Source organism: Sphingomonas sp. SORGH_AS_0879, assembly GCF_030819175.1.
GTDB lineage: Bacteria > Pseudomonadota > Alphaproteobacteria > Sphingomonadales > Sphingomonadaceae > Sphingomonas.
The window spans coordinates 133,636-157,899 of record NZ_JAUTBJ010000002.1; the positions used below are offsets into that span (position 1 = coordinate 133,636).

Sequence of the window (24,264 nt, forward strand, 5' to 3'; positions counted from 1 at the left end):
CAAAGAATAAGGAGAGTATCGTGATGAAGTCGGTAGGTGTGATCGGCGCCGGGCAGATGGGCGCGGGTATCGCGCAAGTGTCGGCGGCGGCAGGCTATTCGGTCAAGCTGGCCGATGTCTCGGCCGAGCGGGCCGAGGCGGGCAAGGCGGGAATCGCCAAGGCGCTCGACCGGCTGGTGACCAAGGAAAAGACGACCCGCCCCGAGGCGGACGCGCTGCTGTCGCGGATCGAACCGGTCGGCAGCCTGTCCGCCATCACCGGATGCGAACTGGTGATCGAGGCGGCGACCGAACGCGAAGCCATCAAGCGCGCGATCTTCGAGGAGGTCGGCAAGGGGCTGTCCGACACCGCGATCCTGGCGACCAACACCTCCTCCATCCCGATCACCCGTCTGGCGCAAGCCGCGCCCGATGCCGGACGGTTCGTCGGCGTGCACTTCTTCAACCCGGTGCCGGTCATGGGCCTGATCGAACTGATCCGCGGCCTCGCCACCTCGGACGAGACGGTCGCCAAGGTGGAAGCCTTCGCGCAGGAACTGGGCAAGCATGTGGTGCACGCCAATGACGCGCCCGGCTTCATCGTCAACCGCGTGCTGATGCCGATGATCAACGAAGCGATCTTCGCGCTGGGCGAGGGCGTGGCGACCATCCCCGATATCGATGCGGCGTGCCAGTTGGGACTCAACCACCCGATGGGCCCGCTGACGCTGGCCGATTTCATCGGGCTGGATACCTGTCTGGAGATCACCCGCGTGCTGTTCGAGGGCACCGGCGACCCCAAATTCCGCCCCGCCCCGCTGCTGATCAAATATGTCGAGGCGGGCTGGTATGGCCGCAAGACCAAGCGGGGATTCTACGACTATAGCGGTGCGGAACCCGTGCCGACGCGGTGACCCCAATCCTCCCCAAGCTCTGCTTGGGGAGGGGAACCACCGCGAAGCGGTGGTGGAGGGGCATATCCCGATCAGGCGATCAGCAGCCCCGCCAGCGCCGCCGACATCAGATTGGCCAGACTCCCCGCGACCAGCGCCCGGATGCCCAGCCGCGCGATGGTCGGGCGCTGGTTCGGCGCGAGGCTGCCGGTCACCGCCATCTGGATCGCGATGGACGAGAAATTGGCGAAGCCGCACAGCGAGAAGGTGACCACCGCGACCGTGCGCGGGGAAAGCTGCGCGGCCTGCTTGCTCAGGTCGATATAGGCGACGAACTCGTTCAGCACGATCTTCTCGCCGAACAGCCCGCCCGCGATCCCCGCCTCGTTCCACGGCACGTTGAGCAGCGCCATGATCGGCTGGAACACATAACCCAGCAGCGCCTGGAAGCTGAGGCCCGGAATCCCGATCATATTGCCCAGCCCGCCGAGCAACCCGTTGGCCAGCGCGACCAGGGCGACGAAGGCCAGCACCATCGCGCCGACCGCGACGGCCAGCTTCACGCCGGTCTGTGCACCCTGCGCCGCCGCCATGATGATGTTGGCGGGCTTTTCCTCGTCGTGCGTGGCTTCGGCGAGCGCGATCTTCTCGTCCTCGATCACATCGCCCAGCGGCAATTGCCCGGCGGGCGGCTCGATCCGGTCGGGCATGATGATCTTGGCCATCAGGATGCCGCCGGGCGCGGCCATGAAGCTCGCCGCCAGCAGATATTCGATCGAGATGCCCATCGAGGCATAGGCGGCCAGGATCGTCCCCGCCACGCCCGCCATGCCGCTGGTCATCACGGTGAAGAGCTGCGCCGGGGTCAGGCTCGCCAGATAGGGGCGGATGACGAGCGGCGATTCGGACTGGCCGACAAAGACGTTGGCGGCGGCGCAGAGCGACTCCACCTTGGACACGCCGATCACCTTCTCGATCGCACCGCCCAGCCAGCGCACGACCAACTGCATGATCCCCAGATAATAGAGGATCGAGACGAGGGCCGCGAAGAAGATGATGACCGGCAGCGCCTGGATCGCGAAATTGCGGCCCAGCGGATCGGACGCCAGCGCGCCGAACAGGAACTTGGTCCCCTCATTGGCGTAGCCGAGCAGCCCTGCGACCCCACCCGACAGCCATTGCAGCACCCGCTTGCCCCAGGGGACATAGAGGACCAGCACCGCGATCCCCGCCTGAAGCGCGAAGGCCGCGCCGACGACGCGCGGGCGGATGGCGCGCCGGTCGGTCGACAGGGCGACCGCGATCGCCAGAATGACAAATATACCCGCGATACCGATGGCAAAACGATTCATGCGCGCTGCTTAGCTGGGCCGCTTTGGGGCGGGTGGTGAAAACGACGCGGCCCCCCGGCTGCGCGGGGGACGATCATAAGCATGGTATGAGCCGACCGCCATAGTTTTGATCGGGGGCCGTAATTCGTTGAAATTCCTCCCGTGCAAGGATTCCTCTGCAAAACTCCCGCCAGCACCATCCCGGCGAAGGCCGGGACCCAGTTGCTGAACGATGGTAAATGACTCCCATCGCTTCCCAACTGGACCCCGGCCTCCGCCGGGGTGGTACATGATGTTGGGCGACGTCCCGACTTTCGCAGAGGTTTCCTTGCACAGGAGGAACGCTATCCAGTCAGCCCCGCCGCCGTCGCCAGCCCCAGAAACGCCAGGAAGCCGATCGAATCGGTCGTCATCGTCACGAACACCGACGACGCCACCGCCGGGTCGGCGTCGAACCGGTCGAGCGTCACCGGCACCAGCACGCCCGCCAGCCCCGCGACCAGGATATTGGTCATCATCGCCGCCGCGATCACCATGCCCAGCGCGGGGTTGGCGAAGACCAGGCTCACCCCCACCCCGATCACCGCCGCGACCGTCACCCCGTTCATCATCGCCACGCGGATCTCGCGCATGATCGCGCGCGCGGTGTTGGAACGGGTGAGTTGGTTGGTCGCCAGCGCGCGCACCGTCACCGCCAGCGTCTGAGTCCCCGCATTGCCGCCGACGCCCGCGACGATCGGCATCAGCGTGGCCAGCGCCACCATCCGCGCGATCGTGCCCTCGAACGCCGCGATCACCGAGGAGGCGACCATCGCCGTCACCAGATTGGCGAGGAGCCAACGGACACGGCTCTTATAGCTGTCGAGGATCGGCTCGTTGATATCGCCCTCGCCCGCGCCCGACAGGCGCAGCACGTCCTCGCCCGCCTCCTGCTGGATGATGTGGACGATGTCGTCGACGGTGATCATGCCGACCAGCCGCCCGCTGGCATCGACCACGGCGGCGGAGATCAGCGCATATTTCTGGAAGCGCAACGCGACCTCTTCCTGGTCCATATCGACCGGGATCAGCGTCTGTTCGCGCTTCATCACGTCGCCGATCACGATCTGCCCCGGCGCGCGGAGAATCCACGACAACTGGCACGTCCCGATCGGACGATGGCCGGGATCGACGACGAAGATTTCCCAGAAATCGGTGGTCAGTTCCTCGTCGTCGCGCAGGAACTGGATCGTCTCGGCCACCGTCCAATGCTCGGGCACCGCGATCAGCTCGCGCTGCATCAGGCGACCGGCGGACTCCTCGGGGAAGGACAGCGCCTCTTCGATCGCGGCGCGGTCGTCCGGGTCGAGCGCGCGCAGCACCGCACGCTGCTCGTCCTCGTCCATGTCCTCGATGATCGCCACCGCGTCGTCGGTGTCGAGTTCGGAGGCGATATCGGCGACTTCATGCGGTTCGAGCGCCTGGATAAGCTGCTCGCGCACATAGTCGTTCATCTCGGCGAAGACGTCGCCGTTGAGCAGGTCCGCGACCGCGCGCGCCAGATTGACGCGCTCCTCGTCGCCGACCAGTTCGAACAGGTCGGCGATGTCGGCGGGGTGGAGCGGCTCGACCAGCGCGCGTGCACCCTCGTCGTCACCCGCGTCCAGCGCGTCGAGTACCGCCGTCACATATTCGGGCTTCAGCCGGTCGTCCTCGTCCAACTGGGTTTCCGGCGGGGTCTCGGTTTCGAGTTCGGGGAGTTCGGTGTCGCTGATCTCGGCCTCCCTCGACGGTGCATGAACGCGGTGTCACGCCTCTATAGAGAGGCGCTTCGATTTGCCAGCGGGCGTGTGAACGCCTACCTGCGGGCGATCAACCAAGGAAGACCCCTTATGGCCGAGACTTTTTCCAAGCTGACCCTGACGCTCGAGAGCGGCGATGTCGTGATCACGCTGCGCCCCGACCTCGCGCCCGAGCATGTCGCGCGCATCGGCGGGCTTGCCAATGAAGGCTTTTACGACGGCGTCGTGTTCCACCGCGTGATTCCGGGCTTCATGGCACAGGGCGGCGACCCCACGGGCACCGGCATGTCGGGTTCGGACAAGCCGAATCTGAAGCAGGAGTTCAATGCCGAGCCGCATGTGCGCGGCACCTGCTCGATGGCGCGGACCAACGATCCCAACTCGGCCAATTCGCAGTTCTTCATCTGCTTCGACGACGCGCGCTTCCTCGACCGTCAGTACACGGTCTGGGGCCAGGTGGAGAGCGGCATGGAACATGTCGACGCGCTCCCCAAGGGCGAGCCGCCCCGCAATCCGGGCAAGATCCTGAAGGCACGCGCGGAGTAATTTCGCAAGAGCCGGGAAAGGGGGGAGTCCTGAGAAGGGCTCCCCTTTTTTGTTTGGCCCATCGCCCTGCCAAGCAGCACGCCCCTCCCGCAGGCGGGAGGGGATGGGGGAGGGAAAGCCACAGGCCATGCGCTCCATGAGACCCCATGCCCTCCCCACCCCCTCCCGCCTGCGGGAGGGGCTATCGTTGCGGGAGGGCGAGCAGCGCCCTCTCAACCGTCGCGGAAATCCGGCCGCCGCCGTTCCATGTTCGCCTGTACCGCCTCGCGGAAGTTCGCCCCCCGCATCAGCGCCACTTGCTCGGCGCTTTCCATCGCCAGCATCGCCTCGGGCGCGCTCCCCATCGCCCCGAACAACCGTTTCGCGCTCCGCACCGCATCGGGACTCCGCCCGGCAATCTTCTCCGCCAGCACCAGCGCCTCCCCGCGCGGATCTTCCACCAGCCGGGTCACGAACCCCGCCGCCAGCGCCTCCGCCGCATCGAACTCGCGCGCGGTATAGACCCATTCGCGCAAGCAATCCTCGCGGACTCCGCGCCACAGCGCAAAGCCGCCCATGTCCGGCACGATCCCCCAATGCACTTCCCGGATCGCGAAACGGGTCGCCGGGTGCGCCAACCGGATATCCGCCCCGGCCATGATCTGCGTACCGCCGCCGAACGCCACGCCGTGCACCGCCGCGATCATCGGCACGGGCAGCGTCCGCCATCCCCACGCCACCTGCTGCACCCTGTTGGCGGGGCCATGGCTCCGCGCCGACAGGTCCAGCCCCGCCAAGTCTCCCCCCGCCATCGCCGCCATGTCGAGGCCGGAGCAGAACCCGTCCCCCTCGCCCGACAGCACCACCGCGCGCACATCCTCCCGTGCCGCCAGCGTCTCGATCGCCTCGGCCAGCGCATCGAACATCGCGCGGTCGATGGCGTTCAGCTTTTCCCCGCGCGACAGGCGGACATCGGCGACGCCGTCCTTCACCGCGATCGTCACCCGGTTCCGCATGTCGCTCTCCTTTTGCACTGGCTTTCCCGTGGTGTAGATCATGGCCCCATGGGGTTCGATATGGAACGCTTCATCGCGATGGGCGGCCTGGGCGGTGGGCATGGCCGGCATCTGGGCATCGCATACCGCGCGCATGGGCCGGATTGGGCGGAACTGGCGCTGCCCTATGACGAACGGCTGATCGGCGATCCGGCGAGCGGGGTCATCGCCTCCGGCCCGATCGTCGCGATGATGGACATGGCGACCAGCGTCGCCGTCTGGCTGAAGCGCGGGCGTTTCGAGGCGCATGTGACGCTGGACCTGCGCGTCGATTACCTCCGCCCCGCCGTGCCGCAGCGGACCGTGATCGGGCGCGGCGAATGCTATCGGATCACCCGCAGCGTCGCCTTCGTCCGGGGGATCGCGCATGACGGCGATCCCGACGATCCCGTCGCGCATGTCGCGGGCACCTTCATGGGAATGAAGCCATGAGCACCCCCCGCACCGCCATCGGCCAGGCGATGGTCCTGCCACCCTATGCCGAATGGCTCGGCTGTTCGATCGAATGGGCGGAGGGTGCTCCGCAACTGGTCATGCCGTTCGGCGACCATGTCATGGGCTGGCCCGGCCTGCTCCAGGGCGGCGCGATCGCGGGGTTGCTGGAGGTGGCGGGGATCGCCGCGCTGACCCACCGGCTGTCGAGCGAAGGGGCTTCGCGGATCAAGCCGGTGACGGTGACGACCGATTACCTGCGGACCGGCCGCGACCACCCGACGCGCGCGGTCGGCACGATCCTGCGGCTGGGCCAGCGGGTCGCCAATGTCGAGGCGACCGCCTGGCAGGAGGATCGCGACCGGCCGATCGCGACCGCCCGGCTGAACTATCGCATCCTGCGCGGCTGAGCGCCCCTGAGCGCCTGTTTGATCGCAGCGTCGGCGACCGGCGCCATCGCGGCATAGCCCGCCTCGTTCGGGTGGACCCCATCGGTGCCATAAGCGGGGTTCAGCGCGTCGCCGACATGTAAGGCAGACCAGTAATCGGCATAGGTCGCCCCCACCCGACCCGCATAATCCTTCAACCACGCATTCATCGCGGCGATGCGCGGGGCGGGGTTCACGCCCGGCTTCCACTCGAAATGATCGGCGGGCGGGATGGAGGCCAGGATCACCCGGATGCCGTTGGCCTGCGCCAGTTCGACCATCGACATGATATTACCCTGCACCTGCGCATCGGTCGTCGGGCCGGTATTGCCCGCGATATCGTTGGTGCCCGCCATGATCTGCACCACCGTGGGATGCAGGTCGATCACGTCCTGGCGAAAGCGGAGCAGCATCTGCGAGGTCGTCTGCCCGCTGATCCCGCGCCCGACCCTTTCGGTCGTGAAGAACTGCGGCACCTTGCTGGCCCAATTTTCGGTGATCGAATCGCCCATGAAGACGATGCGGGAATACCCCGGCGTCAGCTTCGCATTGTCGGCACGATAGCGGGCGAGATAGCCGAAGTCGTTGTGCAACCGCTCCTCCCATTCACGGGCCCAGCGTTGGCCATCGGTTTCCGTCTGCTGCGCGGCGGCGGGCGTGGCGAGGACCAGCGCCATCAGCACGATCGAGGCAAGGCGGCTCACGGACGCAGGTCCGCAGCGGTGGCGGTGACGTTCCAGCCGCGAAGCGTGACGCTGGGCTTGTCCGCCTTGGCGGTGGGATAGCGAATCTCGATCACGCGGCTCTCTCCGGGCAACAGGGTGACGTAATTGTCGCTGAAATAGGCGGGCAGAACCTGGCTACCGTCCGCATTCATCACGGTCAGCTTGGTCTCGATCGCGGGGACCGAACCGCTATTGGTCAGGGTGACGTTGGCGAGCGTCTCCTCGCCCTGCCCCTGAAGGCTGGTGGTCGCGGTGACGGTCGCCGCGCCCATCGTCGTCAGCGCGCGGTAGCCCGCATCGTCCTGCGCCTGCCAATAGCTGTTGGTCGAAAGCACCTGCCCGCCCGCGTCGGTGGCCTCCAGCCGGACCAGCACCGGCCCGCGCTTCATCGCGGAGGCGAGGTCGAGATTGAGGGCGGGCGTCACCCCCTCGGCACCCGCGACCAGCTTCGCCTCCTGCTCGCCCTCGACCCGGCCATCGAGCCCGACGACACGTGCGCGCACCTGCACGCCCTTCAGCGCATCACGGGTGTTGTTGACCAGCACGACACGGTGGTCGGGCAGGTTCATCTGGACATGGATCGGCTCGGCCGCCTTCTTCACCCCGTAAAAGGCGGCATGGGTGTCATAATCGGAAGAGAATATCTGCCATGCCGAGGACGGCCAGGCGGGTTGGGTCATCCACAGCATCCGCCCCGAATTCTCGGTCCAGAGACCGGCATTCATCCCCTCGAAAATGGCGCGGTAGGATTCATACTCCATCATTTGCGCCTTGCGCTCGAAATCCTCCAGCCCGGTGGCGGGGCCGAAGCGGCGTTCGAGGGCGTCAGTGAAGCTCTTGACCGCGCCGTTCCCGCTCTGGTGCCAGTCATGATAGGCCCAGACATCACCGATCGGCCAGCGATCCGCCTCCGCCGGGATGGCGCGCTTCCACGCCTCCAGCGTCGGCAGCGAGGGCGTGCCGACCTCGACCGAGAAGCCCTTGGCCAGATCGGTGAAGTAATCGACCGGCGGCCGCCAGTTATACGGCCCCGAGCCTTGCAGGTTCACCGCGTTGGACGAGGGCATATAGAGCCGCGTCCCGTCCTCGGCGCGCAGGATCGCGTCGAGACCGGTGTTGAGGATCGGTTGCGGCACGCCCTCGTTGCGGCCGAACCAGGCGACGATCGAGGGATGGTTGCGATAGCGGCGCACCACATCGGCCGCATTGGCGAGGAACAGTTGCGGGTCCTCGGCCTCCATATTGTAATCCTGGGTCGACTCCCAGAAATCGGACAGGACCATCAGGCCGTACTCGTCGGCCAGATCGAAGAAGCTCTCCTCGCTATTCTGGCCCACCCAGTTGCGGACGATATTCAGATGCGCGTCGCGGTGGAGGCGGAAGAACGGCTCCAGATGCGCGCGGTCGACGCGCTTCATATAATCGTCCATGCCGATATTGCCGCCGCGCGCGGCGATGCGCACGCCGTTGACCCGCAGGACGAGATGGGGGGCGAGGCGCGGGTCGTCCTGCACCTTGGTCACCGCCGCCGACTGGTCGCCGCCGGGGGTGAAGCTCATCGCCCAGCCATTACCGGCCTTGCGAATGCCCGCATGGCTGGTGTCGATCACCCGCTGGCCGCCACGCACCCGGTTGAGATCGAGCGTCACCCGCTCCAGATCGCCGTCATTGTCGAACAGCGACAGGTCATAGGTCACCTGCCGCATCCCGAAGCGGAGCGCCTTCGAATCCGACAGCGCCCCGTCCACCGCCGCCGTCAGCGCGAGATCGTGCAGCGCCGGGTCGCCATAGCCATTGGGCCACCACAGGCGCGGGTTCTTGACCGAAAGCTGCGGGAACTCGGACGGCGACAGGACGGCGCGGATCGTCTGGCCGGGGGCGATCGTCACCGGCTTTTCGACCACCACATCGTCGAACACCGCGCGCACCATGGTCGTCACCGGCGCCTGGCCGTTGTTGGTGACGGGCACCGCGATCTCGACATCGGCGACGCTATTGTCGGTCTTGGGCAAGGTGGTGACCACCTGCGGGTCGCCGATCACCGCCGGGCCGGTCGCGGCCAGCGTCACCCCCTGCCACAGCCCGGTATTGCGATCGCGGACGGAGGGAATCCAGTCCCAGCCCTCGGTCGCGACGAAGGTCGGGCCGTCGAGCATCTGGACGCCGCCATTCTCGCCCACGCCCGCCGTCATCGACTCCTCATGCGCGATGCCGGGGTGCGGCGGCGGGGAGACGCGCACCGCGATGGCGTTGCGCCCGGCGGCCAGCGTCACGGGGAAGCGGCCGCGGATGAAGGCCCCCTTCATCGTGCCCGCCATCCGGCCGTTGACCCAGATTTCGGCGGAATAGTTCACGCCGTTGAAGGTCAGCCACATCTGACGCCCGGCAGCCTCGGCGGGCGTGTCGAACTCGGTGCGATACCAGTAATCCTGCCGTGCCAGCGTCTCCGGGATCGACAGGTTGTTCAGCCCGACCGCCGGATCGGGATAGACGCCGCGATCGACCAGCGTGGTCAGCACCGTGCCCGGCACGGTCGCGGCATACCATTTGCTGGCGTCGAAATTCCCCTGCGACAGGTCCGCGCCGCCGGGGCCGACCTTGGCCGCCTCGATCAGTCGCCAGCCATTCACTGCCCATTGCCCGGTCGCGGTGGAGACGAGCGCCGCGTCCTTGGGCTCCGGTTTCGCCGTGCCGCTGGTCGGGATCGGGGCCTTGGACTGGGGCAGGGTCCAGGCGTCCTGCGGCACCGTCTGACCCTGCATCTGGCGCGTCTGGAAGGGCCAGCTTGGGCTGCCGGTCTGGAGCGCCAGCCTGGCGGGGTCGGGCGCGCGCCGCGCGGCGACACGGATGGTCAGCGGATCGACCACCTCGCGCACCATGCGGAAGTCGATGACCTTGCCTGCGAAGACCGGCTGGTAACTGCGCGGGGCCAGCGTCGCGACGCCGTTGACGGGTTGCAGCGTCAGGCCGCGCTGCACCACCTGTCGCCCGTTCACGAACAGCCGGACGACCTTTCCGTCATAGCTGGCGGCGATATAGGTCCATTTGTTGCGATCGGCGTCGCCGCCGCCCTGCACCACCCCCGCCTCGGTGACGAGCGCGGGCTGGCCATCGACCAGTGCAAGATAGCGGCGCGGGCCGCCGGTCGGATCGCCAAAACCGCCGATCAGCATCGTCGTGCCCTTGCCCGCGACACTGCGCGGCTGGACCCAAGCGGACAGCGTCCAGTTGGGCGCGGCGACCGGTGTCCGCACGATAGCGCGGGCGTAGGAATCGCCACCGGGCGGCAGATCGGCGTTGATCGGCCCAAGCGGCGTCGCGGGCGGCGTCGCAGGCACGGCCACCGTCTGCGCGGAGGCGGCGAGGCTCCAGACCAGCGCCGTCACCGATGCCAGAGCCCCCATCGCCCTTGCCGCCGCCACGCTCATGCCTGCTCCTTTTGAATCGCTGCGGGATAAAGCAAATGAAAAGCCCTAAAGTCAAAGGCCGCTGACCATATTCCTCCCCTTCCGGGAAACCTCTGCGAAAGTCGGCACGTAAGCCGATACCATGGACCACCCCGGCGGAGGCCGGGGTCCAGCTGGGGCGCAATGAGAGGACTTGCAACCGTCCCGCAACTGGATCCCGGCCTTCGCCGGGATGGTCAGGGGGGAGTTTTGCAGAGTAATCCCTTGCAGGGCGGGAATCGACGTTCACCCTCCGAAGCGGTCGATCGCCGCATGGATGCCGGTCCAGACTTTACCGAGCTGTTCCGGCGTGATGGAATAGGGCGGCATGACATAGATGGTGTTGCCCATCGGCCGGACGAGCAGATCGGCCTCGCGGAAATGCGCCAGCAGCCGTGGGGCGAGGTCGGAGAGATAATCCTGCCCCGCGCCCAGTTCGAACGCGGCGATGGTGCCGAGCGTCCGGGGATTGTGCACCGCCGCCGCGCCGCTCACCGTCGCCAGATACTTTCCTTGAGCCTCGGACAACGCGTCTATCCGCGCCGATACCGGCTCGTCGCGCCAGATCGCCAGATTGGCCGCCGCCGCCGCGCAGGCGATGGGGTTGGCGGTGTAGCTGGAGGAGTGGAAGAACTGCCTCGACCGATCCGTCTCGGACCAATGCGCCTGGAAAATCCCCTCGGTCGCCAGCGTCACCGCCAGCGGCACCGCGCCGCCGGTCAGCCCCTTGGACAGGCACAGGATATCGGGCACCACCCCCGCCTGCTCGCAGGCGAACAGCGTGCCGGTGCGGCCCCAGCCGGTCATGACCTCGTCGGCGATGAACAGCACGCCGTGCGCCGCGCAGATTTCGCGCATCGCCGCCAGCGTCTCGGGCGGATAGAACAGCATCCCGCCCGCGCCGAGCACCAGCGGCTCGACGATGAACGCCGCCGCACCCGCCCGACACTCCGCCTCCAGCGCGTCGAGCGTAGCCTGCACGTCATGGGGAAAGGGGATGGTGCCGACATCGAAGAGCAGCGGCGCATAGGCCCGATTATACACCCCGCGCGCGCCCACCGACATCGCGCCGATCGTGTCGCCATGATAGCTGTGTTCGAGGACGAGGATGCGATGGCGCGGCTCGCCCCGGTTGAGCCAGTAACCCAGCGCCATCTTGAGCGCGACCTCGACCGCCGTGGAGCCCGAGTCGGAGAAGAACACCCGCGTCAGTTCGGGCGGCGTGATCCGAACCAGTTCGGCGGCGACCTCCTCGGCGGGGTCATGCGTCCAGCCCGCGAAGATGATCTGGTCGAGCCTGCCCGCCTGGTCAGCGATGGCGGCGGCGATGCGCGGGTGGTTGTGGCCATGGGTCGTCACCCACCAACTGGAGATGGCGTCGATCACCTCGCGCCCGTCAACCGTGGTCAGCGTCGCGCCACTCGCGGTGACGACACGCGGGATCGGCTCGCCCAGACCATGCTGGGTGAAGGGGTGCCAGACGGGCGAGGTCATCGGAAATCCTCGACGTCGAAATGCGCCGCGAACGCCTCCGCCAATGTCTCGCGGGTCAGCGTCGCCAGACGCGGCAGGCGGCCGAGCCGCTTCACCCCGCCGATCGCCGCGATGGTCGCCTCGCTATCCTCCACCGCCTCGCCGACGAAGGCGACACCCCGAATCGGCACCCCGCGCGCGCGCAGGGCCTCGATCGACAAGAGGCTGTGGTTGATCGTCCCCAGCCCGGTCCGCGCGACCAGCACCACCGGCCGGCCCCAATGGGCGAACAGATCGGCGAACAGCATCTGCCGCGTCACCGGCACCAGCACGCCCCCCGCCCCTTCCGCCACCAACGGCCCATCGACCTGCGGCAAGGCCAGCCGCTCCCTCTCGATCGTCACGCCGTCGATCTCGGCCGCGCGGTGCGGCGAGCAGGGCGCCCTGAGTCGATAGGCGGAGGACAGGACCGGACGCCCGCTGAGCGATGCGACCGTCTCGGCATCGCCATGCCCTTCCGCGTCGGTGCCCGCCTGTACCGGCTTCCAATAGCTGGCCCCCAGCGCTCCGGTCAGCGCGGCGGAGAAGATGGTCTTGCCGATCTCGGTATCGGTGCCGGTGACGATGACGGCGCTCATGCCAGAACCTCGCTCAGTGCCGCGTCGAGCGCGCGGATATCCGCCGCCTCGACATTCAGGGTGATGGACAGCCGCAGCCGCGCCGCGCCCACCGGCACGGTCGGCGGGCGGATGCCGCGTATGTCAAAGCCGCGCCCCTGCAACGCCTCGGCGGCGCGCATGGTGCGGCCATTGTCGTGCAGGATCAGCGGCAGGATCGGCGTACCCTGCGCCAGCGCGCCGTGCCGGGACAGATGCGCGCCCGCCAGCGCGATCCGCTCGTGCAGCGCCGCCCGCCGCTCGGGTTCGTCGGCCAGGATTCGCAACGCTTCGCGCACTCCGCGCGCCATCAGCGGCGAGGGCGCGGTGGAGAAGATGAACCCCCGCCCGCGATTGACCAGATAGTCGCGGACCAGCCCGGACCCGGCGACCAAAGCCCCCTCGCACCCCATCGCCTTGCCGCAGGTGTGGAGGGTCACCACCCGCTCACCCGGCCGGGACAGCCCCTGCCCCCGGTCGCCGAAGACGCCGGTGGCGTGCGCCTCGTCCACGACCAGCATCGCGTCATGCCGCTCGGCCATGGCATGGAGATCGGCCAGCGGCGCGGTGTCGCCGTCCATGCTGTAGAGGCTTTCGACCGCGATCCAGACGGTGCCCTTGCCGCCCCGCGTCCGCCACGTCCGAATCGCGTCCTCGAACGCGCCCACATCGTTATGCGCCGCCGCCACCGACTCCGCGCGCGACAGCTTCATCCCTTCATGCATCGAGGCATGGGCGAGCGCGTCATGGACGATCAGGTCGCCGCGCTGGGGCAGGGTGGCGAGGATCGCGACATTGGCGGCATAGCCCGAGGAGAAATAGAGGCTCCCCTCCGCACCGAAGAACGCGGCGGCTTCGGCCTCCAGCGCTTCATGCTCGGGATGGTTGCCGCGCAGCAGCCGCGAGCCGCCCGAGCCGACGGGCACGCCTTCCGCCACCCCTTGCGCGATGGCGGCGGCGAGGCGGGGGCTGTTCGCCAGCCCGAGATAATCGTTGGAAGCGAAGTCCTTGCCCCGCTGCGGGGCCAGCACCCGCAACCGGTCCCGCGCGGCCAGTCGGGCCAGATCGGCGCGATGAAAGTCCAGCATGGCGCTTCCCTAAAAGGGATGCGCGGTCAGCGGAACCCGGAAAGGTGAAGGATTCCCTTGGCCTTCGACTTCGCTCAGGCTGAACGGGGGGTGGGGAGACCGGGCCGGATACAAAACCCCGCTCAGCCTGAGCGAAGTCGAAGGCCACGCCCTGACCTCAAACAGGCTCCGCCAGGGTCACGATCGACACCCCCGGCGTCATCGGCGCACGGCCGACCAGGTGCCGTTCCAACCGGAAGATCGCCTCGAACGCCTTGTTCAGCGGCGCGGGGGGGGGCGAGTCGTCGCTGTCGTCGCGGCCTGTCAGCCGCCCGGCGATCCGCGCGGCAGCAGCGAGCGGGAAGAGCAGCGAGTTGAAATAGCTCAGCTTGCGCGGCCTCAGCCCGGCCTTCTCGATCGCCGCCACCAGCGTGGCCTTGGAATAACGACGGTGGTGATGGTTCACCACGTCATGCGCCGACCACATCCACTGATGCGCGGGCACCGCGATCAGGATCTTGCCGCCGGGCTTGAGACACGCCTTCATCGCGGCGAGCGCGGCGACGTCGTCCTCGATATGCTCGACCACATCGAGCACCGCGATCAGGTCATAGGCCCCACGTTCGATCCCCGGCAGTTCGGGCAGCGGCGCGTCGCCCACGGCGCGGCCCAGACGGGTGGATGCGATTGCGCGCGCCGCCGGATCGATTTCGATCGCATCGACCGTGCCGAAATGCGCCAGCATCGGCAGGTTGTGACCGGTGCCACAACCGATCTCCAGGATGCGGGCATCCTGGGGCAGCTTGCCATAGCGGTCGAGATAATCGGCCAGGATGTCGCGGCGGGCGCGGTACCACCAATGGGTGGAATCATGCGCCGCCATGCGGTCGTAAACGATACGGTCCATGAACTTATCCGAAGACCCATTGGCGGTTGAGCGCGAAGGTCGCGATCGGCGTGATCGTGACCACCGGGATCAACGCGACCCAGGGTTGTTGATGCAGGAGCCCGGTCGCGATCCAGGTGAAGAGCGCGTTCAACGCAAGGCCGAAGCCCTGCACCACCAGGAATTTTCAGATGCTGCTTGCCGCTGGAGTCGCGGGTGCCGTGCCCGCGAAAACTCCACGCGCTGTGCAGGAAGAAGCCGAAGATCACCGCGACCAGAAAGGCGGGCGGCACCGCCAGCACGGCCCTGTCGTGCGGCAACACCCAATAGGTCAGCGGCAGATAGACCGCCGAATAGACGACCGTCGACAGGCCGCCCGCGATGCCGAACCGGATCAACTGGCCCAGCATGCCGCTGTCCCGCCATCGTTCGATCTGGTGCTGAAGAGTCGCCACGCCGCCGCCTTTGCCCCCGACCTTGCCCTTTGCGTCGCCCGCGATAGAGCGGGCCCCTGGTCCTGCGCCTTAAGCTGCGGGCGGGTATGAGGGAAGCGTCTTTGGAACGTCTGAAGGGCGAGATGGATCGGCACTGGCGACGCTGGGTGCTGATCGCCTGGGTCGCGGTCGCCGCCTGGTACATGTACGACCGCTGGGGCCAGATCCGCTGGTGGTCGCTGGGCGACACCGACGACAATATGCGCCTGATGCAGGTGCGCGCCTGGATGGCGGGCCAGGGCTGGTACGACCTGCGCCAGTATCGGCTGAATCCGCCGCTCGGCTTCGACATCCATTGGAGCCGCATCGTCGACCTGCCGATCGCCGGGCTGATCCTGTTCTTCCGCCTGTTCACCACCCCGGCCTGGGCGGAGCGACTCGCCTGCGGCCTGGCGCCGATCATCCCGCTGTCGATCACCATGCTGGCGATCGCGGCGACGATCCGGCGGTTGATCGAACCCTATCTCTGGCCGCTGGGCATCGTCCTGCTGCTGTGCGCCAGCGCGACGCAGCTGATGTACATGCCGATGCGCATCGACCATCACGGGTGGCAGCTCGCCATGCTGGCGGTCACCGTCGCGGGCTTATGCGATCCGCAAGGACGGCGCGGCGGCGCGATGGTGGGTCTGGCCAGCGCGGTGTCGCTGGCCATCGGGCTGGAGATGCTGCCCTATGCCGCGATGGCGGGGGCGATCCTGTGCTTGCGCTGGGTCTGGGACCGGGCGGAGGCCCCGCGCCTGGCCGTCTATGCGCTGACGCTCGGCGGGGGGAGCGCGGCGGGATTCGCCGCCTTCGCCTCCAACGCCAATTACGCGATGCGCTGCGACGCGCTGACTCCGGTATGGCTGTCGGTGACGGTGGCGGCGGGGGCGCTGCTGTTCCTGCTTGCCCGGATCAATCCCGAGTCGCGGGGCGCGCGGCTGGGCCTGGCGGTGGTTGCGGGGGCGGTGATCGCAGGTGGGTTCGCCAGCCTGTTTCCGCAATGCCTGACCCGCCCCGAACAGGTCAGCCCGGAGTTGCAGCGCAACTGGCTGAACAATGTCCGGGAGGCCAAGCCGATCTACAAGCATCCGCTCCGCGTCGCGCTACCCATGGCGATCATGCCGGTCATCGGCCTGATCGGTGCCGCGCTGGCGGCGTGGCGGCGGCGGACGATCGGGTGGAGCGCGGTGGCGCTGTTCACCGCCTTCGCCTGCGCCATGCTGTTGTGGCAGGCGCGCGCGGCCCCGGCGGCACAGATGCTGGCGGTGCCCGGCGTCGCGGCGCTGGTGTGGATGCTCCTGCCCCTCATCAACCGGCTGCGCTCGCCGCTGTTGCGCGTGCCGTTGATGGTTGCCGTGATCCTGGTGCCCACCGGCGTCCTCGCCGCGCTGGTCCTCAAGAAACTGCCCGCGACGCAGCCCACCCCCTATGCCGCGCGGGTCAATCGCGCGACGGGGCAGTGCGTGCGCACCTCGGTGCTGACGCGGGTCAACGTCTATCCGAGGGCGACAGTCTTCACCTTCGTCGACCTGGGCCCGCGCCTGATCGTCACCACCCATCACGATGCGATCGCGGGGCCCTATCACCGCAATGGCGATGCGATCCTGGACGTGCAGCACGCCTTTCAGGGCGGCGAGGCACAGGCGCGCGCGATCATGAAGCGGCACGGCGCGAAGCTGTTGCTGATCTGCCCCGACATGGCCGAGTCGACCAATTACCGGGCACGGGCGCCGGGGGGTTTTTACGACCGGATGGCGCATGGCTGGGTCCCGAACTGGCTGACCCCGCTACCGCTGCCCAAGGGGTCGCCGCTGAGGCTATACCGGATCGATTGAGAAAAATATCCTCCCCGACAACGGGGAGGTGGCAGGGCGTGAGCCCTGACGGAGGGGGGCCTGCCACACGGGACGTCCCTGGCGGCACACCCCCTCCACCACCGCTTCGCGGCGGTCCCCCTCCCCGTGCCGGGGAGGATCAGCGCAAGGACGCGGTCACCCCGTCGATCACGAACTGCACCGCCAGCGCCGCGAGCAGCACGCCCAGCACGCGGGTGATCACCGCCTCGATCTTCGCGCCCAGCAGCCGCATCAGCGGCCCCGCCGCCAGCAGCGCGACCAACGTCAGGATCAGGATCGTCACCATCGCGCCCAGCACGACGATCGACGCCTCCAGCCCCGAATTGCGGCTCATCAGCAGCATGACGGTCGCGATCGAGCCGGGCCCCGCGATCATCGGCATCGCCATAGGGAAGATCGACACATCCTCCGCCTCGTGCGGATCGTCGGCGACCTTGGCCGCGCGGTCCTCGCGGCGCTGGGTGCGCTTCTCGAACACCATCTCCAGCGCGATCAGGAACAGCATGATGCCGCCCGCGATCCGGAACGCCGCCATCTCGATGCCCAGACCGTGGAGCAGCGCCTCGCCGAACAGCGCGAATACGAACAGGATGACCGCGGCGACCAGCACCGCGCGGATCGCCATCGCCCGGCGATGCTGCGGCGTCGCCCCCGCCGAGAGGCCCGCATAGATGGGCGCACAACCCGGCGGATCGATCACCACGAAGAAGGTGATGAGCGAGGAGATGAAGAGTTCGAGCACCGGCTTACAGCGCCGTCTGGTCGATCGCGACGCCCTCGCGCCGCCCCGCCGAGACCAGCGTGTTGCGCAACAGGACCGCGATCGTCATCGGCCCGACCCCGCCGGGAACCGGCGTGATCGCACCCGCGCGGGTCACCGCCACGTCATAGTCCACATCGCCGACCAGCCCGGTCTCGACACGGTTGATGCCGACATCGATGACGCTGGCGCCGGGCTTGATCCACTCGCCCTTGACCAGCCCGGGCACGCCGACCGCCGCCACGACGATATCGGCGCGCCCGACCACTTCGGCCAGGTTGCGGGTGCGGCTGTGCGCGACCGTCACGGTGCAGCTTTCGCCGAGCAGCGACTGCGCCATCGGTTTGCCGACGATGTTGGAGCGGCCGACGACCACCGCATCCATGCCCGACAGGCTGGGGTGGATGCTCTTGAGCAGCATCAGGCAACCCAGCGGGGTGCAGGGCACGAAGCCCTCGACACCCGTGGCCAACCGCCCGGCATTGACCGGGTGGAAACCGTCGACATCCTTGTCGGGGTCGATCGCCTGGATCACGACTTGCGCGTCGATCTGGCCCGGCAGGGGAAGCTGGACGAGGATGCCGTCCACCGTCGGATCGGCATTCAACTGCTCGACCAGCGCCAGCAGGGTCGCCTGGTCGGTATCGGCGGGCAGGCGATGCTCGATGCTCTCCATCCCCGCCTCGCGCGTCGCCTTGCCCTTGGAGCGCACATAGACGCTGGAGGCCGGGTCCTCGCCGACCAGCACGACCGCTAGGCCGGGCGCACGGCCCGCCTTTTCACGGAACGTCGCGACCTGGGTGGCGATGCGGGTGCGGAGGGCGGCGGCGAAGGCCTTGCCGTCGATGATCGTGGCGCCGGTCATTGGGGTATTTGGGGTCATGGCGTATCGCCATAAAGCGCCTCGGCCAGCCGCGCCAGCTTTTGCGGGTCGCCCGCGACATGCAGGCGTTTGAGCCGCGCCGTCTCCCCCGCCACGATGGTCACCGCGCGCTTGGGCACCCCGAAATGCTTGGCGACGAGGGGCACGAGCGCCGCATTGGCCGCGCCGTCCACCGGCGGGGCGGAAAGGCGCGCGGCGAAATGCTCCTCGGTTCCGGCGGTCAGCGCATCGCGGCCTCCACGCGGCGTCACGCGCACCGCGATCTGGATGCCGTCATCGCGCGAGGTCCAGGCGGGCATGGCCTCAGCCGACGACGACCGCGCCCCCGTACATCTGCTGCGCGATGGCGGTGTCCAGGATCTTGCCCAGGATGATGACGGCGAGCAGCACGACCATCGGCGACAGGTCCAGCGCCCCGAAATCGGGCAGGATGCGCCGGATCGGGCGATAGAGCGGATCGGTCATCCGTTGCAGCGCATACCAGACCGAGCGGATGAAATCGTTCGAGGTGTTGATGACGTTGAAGGCGATCAGCCAGGACAGGATCGCCTGCACGATGATCACCCACCAGACGACGTTGAGCAGTATCTGAAGGATTTGAAGGATGAGGATCAACGCAGGGAGCTCCCGATGGCCATGGCCCCATATCTAGGGCGCTGGGTGCCCGGGGGCAATAATCGTGCACGGCGGTCCTGACGCAGCCGGAACGAACTACCGGATCGAGCGTCCCGCTTAACATGGAACAAGGAATGGATCGTCCGGCGACACGGCGGCGGCTCGGGATGCGGATCGCGATAGGGGTGCTGGCGGCCTTGCCGCTGCTCCTGCTGCTGGGCCTGGCGGTGTTTCCCTGGGGTATCCTGCGCGGGGCGGTGACGCGTGCGGCGACCGAGCGGTTCGGGCGGCCCGTCACCATCGGCTCGGTCCACCGGGTCGACGCCATCGGCTTTCACCCCGTCATCGCGGTCGAAAAGCTGCGCATTCCGCAGGCCACCTGGGCAGGACAGGGCGACTTCGCGACGCTGGAGCGCGCGGAAATCCGCTTCTCGGTCTGGCCTTTGCTGAAGGGCGCGTTCGTGCCGGAGGATATCCGCGTCTCCGGCCTGCGCCTGGCGCTCGTCCGCGACCAGCAGGGGCGCACCAACTGGTCCCGCCCCGGCGCGCCCGAAAAGGGCGGCAGTTCCACCGACCTGCAAGGGCTGGTCATCACCGATGGCGTGATCCGGTACAGCGACGCCAGGCAGGATCGCGACGCCACGCTGCGCATCGCCGCCGATCCCGACAGGGGCGTGCGGGCGGAGGGGCCGGGTTCGGTGCGTGGCGCGCCGGTCCGGATCATGTTCACCGGCGCGGCGGTGAAGCCGGGCCGCTGGCCCTTCACCGCGACGATCACCGGCGATACCCTGTCGATGACGGCGCGCGGCACGATGGATCGCCCGTTCGACACCGACGCGATGACGCTGGACCTGACGGCACGCGCCGACGACCTGAAACGGATCGACGCGGTGATCGAGGCCGGCCTGTTCCAGACCCGCGCGGTGCAACTGGCCGCGCATGTCCGCCACGATCGCCCGCGCTGGACGATCACCGATCTGACGGGGCGCATCGGCCGCTCCGATCTGGCCGGGCATCTGACGGTCGACAAGAAGGCGGGGCGCACACTGCTCGACGGAGAGCTGACCGCGCGACAGCTCGATTTCGACGACCTGTCCTCGGCGGAAGGGCGCGCCGAGGCCGCCGCGCTCGAACGGCGGATCGGGCCGCGACTGGTGCCCAATACGCGCATCGATATCTCCAAGATCGACACCACCGACGGCACGATCCGATTCAAGGTCGGGCGGGTGGTCAGCGCGCAGGGCCCCTCGCCGATCACCGGGCTGGCCGGGCGGATGACGATGGATCGCCAGTTGCTGACCATCGGCGATATCCGCATGGCCCTGCGCGAAGGCGTGGTGACGGGACAGGCGGTGATCGACCAGCGCAACGGGCGCAAGGTGCCACGCCTGTCGCTCGACCTCCGTTTGAAAGGGGCGAGCGTGTTGTCGCTCTCGGGTCAGACCGCGATCACCGGCCAGGTCGCCGCACGTGCGAAACTGACCGGCTCCGGCGAGACGGTGCGAGCGGCGGTCGGGCGATCGGATGGCCGGATCGGGCTGGTCGTCGCGAACGGCTCGCTGCCCGATCGCTATGCCGCAGCGCTGGGATTCGATGCGGGCGCGGCGTTCATGGGGGATAGCGGTCGCGCAACTCTACGCTGTCTGGTGCTGGGCGTGGACATGAGGAACGGCACGGGCCGCGCCGATCCGCTGATCGTCGACACCTCACGCAGTCGGCTGGACGGGACGGGGATGGTCAGCTTTCCCGACGAGCGGCTGGCGCTTCGCCTGACCGGCGCGCCGAAACAGGGTGCGACGCTGCGGCTGGCGGGGGCGGCGACGGTGGGGGGAACGCTGGAGAAGCCGGACCTCGTCATCCCCCGGGAGGTGAAGTCGGTCGGCAATATCTTCAAGTCGATCGGCCGCGCGATCACCGGTGACTCGGGCCCGAAGGCGCAAAATGCCGCGTGCGGGGCCCTTGCGCGGCAGGTGCTGCGGTGATTCCCATCTTCCGCTCAGGCTGAACGGAGCGAGGGAGTCAGGCTCCCTCAGCCTTCAACGGTCTGGCCAGCAACGCCTCGATCACCTCGCCGACGCCCGCGCCCTCCAGCAACCGGCACACCGCCTCGCACACCGGCATGTCGACGCCCGCTTCCGCCGCCGCCTGGCGCAGCACGGGGGCGGTGAAGGCCCCCTCCGCCACGGTCCGCCGATCGGCGAGCAGTTCCGCCGCCGAACGCCCCTGCCCCAGCCCGACACCCAGCGAGAAATTGCGCGAGGCGGTCGAGGAACAGGTCAGCACCAGGTCGCCCAGGCCCGACAGGCCCGCCAGCGTCTCCGCGCGTCCGCCGCGCGCCAGTCCGAATCGCGTCATCTCGGCAAAGCCGCGCGCGATCAAGGCGGCGCGCGCATTCTGGCCCAGCCCCGCGCCCTCCACGACACCACAACCGATGGCGAGCACGTTCTTGATCGCCCCGCCGATCTCCGCACCCGTCACGTCATCGGTGGCATAGGGCCGGAAGTGCGGCGCGGCGATCCGGGCGGACAGGGCTTTTCGCAAATCCATATCCTCGCACGCCAAAGTCACCGCCGTCGGCAGCCCCGCCGCCACCTCATGCGCGAAGGTCGGGCCCGACAAGACCGCGATGGGAGCCTGCGGATGGATCGCCCGCGCCACCTCGCCGACCAGCCGCCGCGTGCCCGCCTCGATCCCCTTGGAACACAGGACCAGCGGCGTGGACCCGACCGGCATCGTCGCCAGCACCGCACCCACCGCCTGGGCCGGGGTGACGACCAGCAGCGCATCCGTCTCCGCCATCGCCGCCGGATCGCTCACCGCCTCGATGCTCGGCGAGAGCGCGATGTCGGGGAGGTAGAGCGGGTTGGCGTGCCTCGCGTTGATCGCCTCCGCCACCGCCGGATCGCGCGCCCAGATCCGCACCGGCCTGCCGCCATGCGCCGCCACCTGCGCCAGCGCGGTGCCCCAGGCACCCGCACCGATGACCCCGATCCTCATGCCTTCACCCCCGCGCCGCGCACCGACTCCGCCGCCGGGTCGAGTGGCCAGCGCGCCCGTGCGGGCGTATCGAGCGGATCGGTCAGCCCTTCGCGGAACCGCTCCACCCCGGCCCAGGCGATCATCGCGGCATTGTCGGTGCACAGCCAGAGCGGCGGCGCGACGAAGCGCAACCCATGCTCGGCGGCCAGCGCCTCCAGCGCGCCCCGGATCACGCCGTTCGCCGCCACCCCGCCCGCGACCACCAGGGCGGTGACCGGCGGCACCTCGGCCAGCGCACGGCGGGTGCGGTCGAGCAGGCAATCGACCACCGCCTGCTGGAAGGAGGCGGCGATATCCTCCGGCCGGTGATGCCCGACCGCGCGCGCCACCGCGCTCTTCAACCCCGCGAAGGAGAAATGCGGCTCGGCCGCACCCTTTAGCGGACGGGGCAGCGGCACCGCATGAGGATCGCCCTCCCGCGCCGCCGCCTCGACTCGCGGGCCGCCGGGATAGCCGAGGCCGAGCAGCTTGGCGGTCTTGTCGAACGCCTCGCCCGCCGCGTCGTCGATCGTCGTCGCCATCCGGCGATAGCGCCCGACCCCCTCGACCAGCAGCAACTGGCAATGCCCGCCCGACACGAGCAGCAACAGATAGGGATAGGCCAGTTCCCGGTCCGACAGGCGCGGCGACAGGGCATGGCCCTCCAGATGGTTGACAGCGATCAGCGGCTTGCCCGCCGCATGGGCCAGCGCCTTGCCCGTGACGAGCCCGACCATCACCCCGCCGATCAGCCCCGGCCCCGCCGTCGCGGCGATCGCATCCACGTCCGCCAGCGTCACCCCCGCATCGGCAAAGGCGGCGGCGACCAGCGGCTCCATCGCCTCGACATGCGCGCGCGCGGCGATTTCGGGGACGACGCCGCCGAAGGGCGCGTGCGCGGCCTCCTGCCCCAGCAGCCGGTGCGCCAGCACGCGGCCGTCATCGGTGACAAGCGCGGCGGCGGTCTCGTCGCACGAGGATTCCAGTCCCAGGATCAGCATGGGTCCTCCATACCCGCCCGCTCACAACTTGTCGAAGGGGGTCGGTTTACGGCAAAGGCGAACATATGGTTTGTTTCCGGCTCGGTACGCGCGGTTCGCCGCTGGCCCTCACCCAGGCGCATATGGTGCGGGCGGCGCTGGCCGATGCGCAGGGCTGGGACGCCGACGCGATCGAGATCGTGCCGATCAGGACCACCGGCGACCGCGTGCAGGACCGCGCGCTGGCCGAAATCGGCGGCAAGGCGCTGTGGACCAAGGAACTGGATCGCGCGCTCCATGACCGGGAGATCGACGCCTCGGTCCATTCGATGAAGGATGTCGAGACGATCCGCCCCGACTGGCTGCATATCGCGGCGATGCTGCCGCGCGCCGATGTCCGCGACCGGCTGATCGGGGCGGAGAGCATCGCCGAACTGCCCCCCGGCGCGGTGGTGGGGACCAGCAGCCCGCGACGCCGCGCGCAATTGCTGTCGCACCGCCCCGATTTGGCCATCACCTTGCTGCGCGGCAATGTCGACACGCGGCTGGCCGCCGTCGCGAACGGGGATGTGGACGCGACCCTGCTCGCCGCCGCAGGGCTCGACCGGCTGGGGCGCGAGATCGGCCATGCGGTGCCGACCGACCAGATGCTGCCCGCCCCGGCGCAAGGGGCGGTGGGGATCGAGACGCGCGCCGACGATGCGGCGGCGACCATGCTGCTCGCGTCGATCGACCATGCCGAAACCCATGGCTGCGTGATGGCGGAACGGTCGCTGCTCGCCGCTTTGGCCGCCGATTGCCACAGCCCGGTCGCGGCGCTCGCCTCGCTGTCGGGCGAGATGCTGACGTTGCGCGCCGAATTGCTGGCGGAGGATGGATCGTCACGGGTGAGCGGCTGGGTCGAGGGGGCGAGGGACGAGGAACTCGGCGCGCGGCTGGCGATCGACCTGCTCGACCGCGCATCGCCCGAAGTGCGCCGCCTGTTCGCCGGGGGTTGAG

23 protein-coding genes and 1 pseudogene are annotated in these 24,264 nt (G+C 68.6%); 7 read left to right on the plus strand and 17 right to left on the minus strand.

Annotated features, from left to right (window positions below; translation table 11 throughout):
- Positions 1-23 precede the first annotated feature (23 nt).
- The gene (locus QE379_RS01225) at positions 24-893 is read left to right on the plus strand and encodes a 3-hydroxyacyl-CoA dehydrogenase NAD-binding domain-containing protein (protein WP_306997066.1); all 870 of its coding nucleotides are present in this window, start codon (positions 24-26) and stop codon (positions 891-893) included.
- 71 nt (positions 894-964) lie between these two features.
- Here QE379_RS01225 and QE379_RS01230 read toward each other — a convergent pair whose 3' ends face one another.
- The gene (locus tag QE379_RS01230) at positions 965-2,224 is read right to left on the minus strand and encodes a NupC/NupG family nucleoside CNT transporter (protein WP_306997068.1); all 1,260 of its coding nucleotides are present in this window, start codon (positions 2,222-2,224) and stop codon (positions 965-967) included.
- 323 nt (positions 2,225-2,547) lie between these two features.
- Positions 2,548-3,957, minus strand: a complete 1,410-nt coding sequence (gene mgtE / locus QE379_RS01235; RefSeq protein ID WP_307003020.1) for a magnesium transporter — start codon at positions 3,955-3,957, stop codon at positions 2,548-2,550.
- A gap of 117 nt (positions 3,958-4,074) precedes the next feature.
- Here mgtE and QE379_RS01240 point away from each other — a divergent pair, with 117 nt between their 5' ends.
- Positions 4,075-4,530 carry a peptidylprolyl isomerase gene (locus tag QE379_RS01240; protein ID WP_306997071.1) on the plus strand — a complete coding sequence of 152 codons (456 nt, stop codon included), beginning with the start codon at positions 4,075-4,077 and terminating at the stop codon, positions 4,528-4,530.
- 212 nt (positions 4,531-4,742) lie between these two features.
- Here QE379_RS01240 and QE379_RS01245 read toward each other — a convergent pair whose 3' ends face one another.
- Entirely contained in the window at positions 4,743-5,525 is a 783-nt protein-coding gene (locus QE379_RS01245; RefSeq protein WP_306997073.1) for a crotonase/enoyl-CoA hydratase family protein, read from the minus strand.
- A 60-nt stretch (positions 5,526-5,585) separates the two neighbouring features.
- On the opposite strand from QE379_RS01245, the gene QE379_RS01250 reads away from it, so the two are divergent.
- Together QE379_RS01250 and QE379_RS01255 are read left to right on the plus strand one after the other, a co-directional pair.
- Positions 5,586-5,996, plus strand: a complete 411-nt coding sequence (locus QE379_RS01250) for a PaaI family thioesterase (RefSeq protein ID WP_306997076.1) — start codon at positions 5,586-5,588, stop codon at positions 5,994-5,996.
- Positions 5,993-6,406 (plus strand): PaaI family thioesterase, encoded by a 414-nt coding sequence (locus tag QE379_RS01255; RefSeq protein WP_306997077.1) that lies wholly within the window; start codon positions 5,993-5,995, stop codon positions 6,404-6,406. The genes QE379_RS01250 and QE379_RS01255 overlap by 4 nt, the downstream gene beginning before the upstream one ends.
- Here QE379_RS01255 and QE379_RS01260 read toward each other — a convergent pair.
- The 8 genes and pseudogenes from QE379_RS01260 to QE379_RS01295 form a co-directional block, all read right to left on the minus strand.
- Complete coding sequence (locus QE379_RS01260) at positions 6,385-7,128, minus strand: SGNH/GDSL hydrolase family protein (protein ID WP_306997081.1); 744 nt, start codon at positions 7,126-7,128, stop codon at positions 6,385-6,387. The genes QE379_RS01255 and QE379_RS01260 overlap by 22 nt on opposite strands.
- On the minus strand, positions 7,125-10,577 hold the full coding sequence (locus QE379_RS01265; RefSeq protein WP_306997083.1) for a LamG-like jellyroll fold domain-containing protein: 3,453 nt from the start codon (positions 10,575-10,577) through the stop codon (positions 7,125-7,127). The genes QE379_RS01260 and QE379_RS01265 overlap by 4 nt, the downstream gene beginning before the upstream one ends.
- 264 nt (positions 10,578-10,841) lie before the next feature.
- Positions 10,842-12,089: an adenosylmethionine--8-amino-7-oxononanoate transaminase gene (locus QE379_RS01270; protein ID WP_306997085.1), complete on the minus strand. Its 1,248-nt coding sequence runs from the start codon at positions 12,087-12,089 to the stop codon at positions 10,842-10,844.
- Positions 12,086-12,706: a dethiobiotin synthase gene (gene bioD, locus QE379_RS01275; protein ID WP_306997087.1), complete on the minus strand. Its 621-nt coding sequence runs from the start codon at positions 12,704-12,706 to the stop codon at positions 12,086-12,088. The genes QE379_RS01270 and bioD overlap by 4 nt, the downstream gene beginning before the upstream one ends.
- Positions 12,703-13,812, minus strand: a complete 1,110-nt coding sequence (locus QE379_RS01280) for an 8-amino-7-oxononanoate synthase (protein ID WP_306997089.1) — start codon at positions 13,810-13,812, stop codon at positions 12,703-12,705. Before QE379_RS01280 ends, bioD begins: the two co-directional genes overlap by 4 nt.
- A 157-nt stretch (positions 13,813-13,969) precedes the next feature.
- Complete coding sequence (locus QE379_RS01285; RefSeq protein WP_306997091.1) at positions 13,970-14,698, minus strand: bifunctional 2-polyprenyl-6-hydroxyphenol methylase/3-demethylubiquinol 3-O-methyltransferase UbiG; 729 nt, start codon at positions 14,696-14,698, stop codon at positions 13,970-13,972.
- A gap of 4 nt (positions 14,699-14,702) precedes the next feature.
- Positions 14,703-14,855, minus strand: coding sequence for a hypothetical protein (locus QE379_RS01290; RefSeq protein ID WP_306997093.1), 153 nt, complete (start codon positions 14,853-14,855; stop codon positions 14,703-14,705).
- Between the two features lie 67 nt (positions 14,856-14,922).
- Positions 14,923-15,087: pseudogene (locus tag QE379_RS01295) on the minus strand (GtrA family protein); the annotation flags it as partial.
- 131 nt (positions 15,088-15,218) lie between these two features.
- Here QE379_RS01295 and QE379_RS01300 point away from each other — a divergent pair.
- Positions 15,219-16,988: an AcrB/AcrD/AcrF family protein gene (locus tag QE379_RS01300; RefSeq protein ID WP_373461703.1), complete on the plus strand. Its 1,770-nt coding sequence runs from the start codon at positions 15,219-15,221 to the stop codon at positions 16,986-16,988.
- A gap of 139 nt (positions 16,989-17,127) precedes the next feature.
- Here the strand turns inward: QE379_RS01300 and QE379_RS01305 are convergent, their stop codons facing one another.
- From QE379_RS01305 to QE379_RS01320, 4 genes are read right to left on the minus strand one after another with little or no spacing between them, the layout of a single operon-like run.
- Positions 17,128-17,751, minus strand: a complete 624-nt coding sequence (locus tag QE379_RS01305; protein ID WP_306997094.1) for a MarC family protein — start codon at positions 17,749-17,751, stop codon at positions 17,128-17,130.
- A 4-nt stretch (positions 17,752-17,755) separates the two neighbouring features.
- The gene (gene folD / locus QE379_RS01310) at positions 17,756-18,634 is read right to left on the minus strand and encodes a bifunctional methylenetetrahydrofolate dehydrogenase/methenyltetrahydrofolate cyclohydrolase FolD (protein WP_306997096.1); all 879 of its coding nucleotides are present in this window, start codon (positions 18,632-18,634) and stop codon (positions 17,756-17,758) included.
- 14 nt (positions 18,635-18,648) lie between these two features.
- Positions 18,649-18,951 (minus strand): DUF167 family protein, encoded by a 303-nt coding sequence (locus tag QE379_RS01315; protein WP_306997098.1) that lies wholly within the window; start codon positions 18,949-18,951, stop codon positions 18,649-18,651.
- 4 nt (positions 18,952-18,955) lie between these two features.
- Positions 18,956-19,267, minus strand: coding sequence for a YggT family protein (locus QE379_RS01320; RefSeq protein WP_306997099.1), 312 nt, complete (start codon positions 19,265-19,267; stop codon positions 18,956-18,958).
- A 134-nt stretch (positions 19,268-19,401) separates the two neighbouring features.
- On the opposite strand from QE379_RS01320, the gene QE379_RS01325 reads away from it, so the two are divergent.
- Positions 19,402-21,249 carry an AsmA family protein gene (locus tag QE379_RS01325; RefSeq protein WP_306997101.1) on the plus strand — a complete coding sequence of 616 codons (1,848 nt, stop codon included), beginning with the start codon at positions 19,402-19,404 and terminating at the stop codon, positions 21,247-21,249.
- Positions 21,250-21,286: 37 nt separating this feature from the next.
- Here the strand turns inward: QE379_RS01325 and QE379_RS01330 are convergent, their stop codons facing one another.
- Positions 21,287-22,264: an NAD(P)H-dependent glycerol-3-phosphate dehydrogenase gene (locus QE379_RS01330; RefSeq protein ID WP_306997103.1), complete on the minus strand. Its 978-nt coding sequence runs from the start codon at positions 22,262-22,264 to the stop codon at positions 21,287-21,289.
- Positions 22,261-23,286, minus strand: coding sequence for a tRNA (adenosine(37)-N6)-threonylcarbamoyltransferase complex transferase subunit TsaD (gene tsaD / locus QE379_RS01335; RefSeq protein WP_306997105.1), 1,026 nt, complete (start codon positions 23,284-23,286; stop codon positions 22,261-22,263). The genes QE379_RS01330 and tsaD overlap by 4 nt, the downstream gene beginning before the upstream one ends.
- A gap of 65 nt (positions 23,287-23,351) precedes the next feature.
- On the opposite strand from tsaD, the gene hemC reads away from it, so the two are divergent.
- A complete protein-coding gene (hemC, locus tag QE379_RS01340; protein ID WP_306997108.1) occupies positions 23,352-24,263 on the plus strand; it encodes a hydroxymethylbilane synthase in 912 nt (303 codons plus the stop codon).
- Position 24,264 lies beyond the last annotated feature (1 nt).

Coding starts and splice junctions, on each gene's coding strand:
- QE379_RS01225 (WP_306997066.1), top strand. CDS start 24: ATGAAGTCGGTAGGTGTGATCGGCGCCGGGCAGATGGGCGCGGGTATC.
- QE379_RS01230 (WP_306997068.1), bottom strand. CDS start 2,224: ATGAATCGTTTTGCCATCGGTATCGCGGGTATATTTGTCATTCTGGCG.
- QE379_RS01240 (WP_306997071.1), top strand. CDS start 4,075: ATGGCCGAGACTTTTTCCAAGCTGACCCTGACGCTCGAGAGCGGCGAT.
- QE379_RS01245 (WP_306997073.1), bottom strand. CDS start 5,525: ATGCGGAACCGGGTGACGATCGCGGTGAAGGACGGCGTCGCCGATGTC.
- QE379_RS01250 (WP_306997076.1), top strand. CDS start 5,586: ATGGAACGCTTCATCGCGATGGGCGGCCTGGGCGGTGGGCATGGCCGG.
- QE379_RS01255 (WP_306997077.1), top strand. CDS start 5,993: ATGAGCACCCCCCGCACCGCCATCGGCCAGGCGATGGTCCTGCCACCC.
- QE379_RS01265 (WP_306997083.1), bottom strand. CDS start 10,577: ATGAGCGTGGCGGCGGCAAGGGCGATGGGGGCTCTGGCATCGGTGACG.
- QE379_RS01270 (WP_306997085.1), bottom strand. CDS start 12,089: ATGACCTCGCCCGTCTGGCACCCCTTCACCCAGCATGGTCTGGGCGAG.
- bioD (WP_306997087.1), bottom strand. CDS start 12,706: ATGAGCGCCGTCATCGTCACCGGCACCGATACCGAGATCGGCAAGACC.
- QE379_RS01280 (WP_306997089.1), bottom strand. CDS start 13,812: ATGCTGGACTTTCATCGCGCCGATCTGGCCCGACTGGCCGCGCGGGAC.
- QE379_RS01285 (WP_306997091.1), bottom strand. CDS start 14,698: ATGGACCGTATCGTTTACGACCGCATGGCGGCGCATGATTCCACCCAT.
- QE379_RS01300 (WP_373461703.1), top strand. CDS start 15,219: ATGAGGGAAGCGTCTTTGGAACGTCTGAAGGGCGAGATGGATCGGCAC.
- folD (WP_306997096.1), bottom strand. CDS start 18,634: ATGACCGGCGCCACGATCATCGACGGCAAGGCCTTCGCCGCCGCCCTC.
- QE379_RS01315 (WP_306997098.1), bottom strand. CDS start 18,951: ATGCCCGCCTGGACCTCGCGCGATGACGGCATCCAGATCGCGGTGCGC.
- QE379_RS01325 (WP_306997101.1), top strand. CDS start 19,402: ATGGATCGTCCGGCGACACGGCGGCGGCTCGGGATGCGGATCGCGATA.
- QE379_RS01330 (WP_306997103.1), bottom strand. CDS start 22,264: ATGAGGATCGGGGTCATCGGTGCGGGTGCCTGGGGCACCGCGCTGGCG.
- tsaD (WP_306997105.1), bottom strand. CDS start 23,286: ATGCTGATCCTGGGACTGGAATCCTCGTGCGACGAGACCGCCGCCGCG.
- hemC (WP_306997108.1), top strand. CDS start 23,352: ATGGTTTGTTTCCGGCTCGGTACGCGCGGTTCGCCGCTGGCCCTCACC.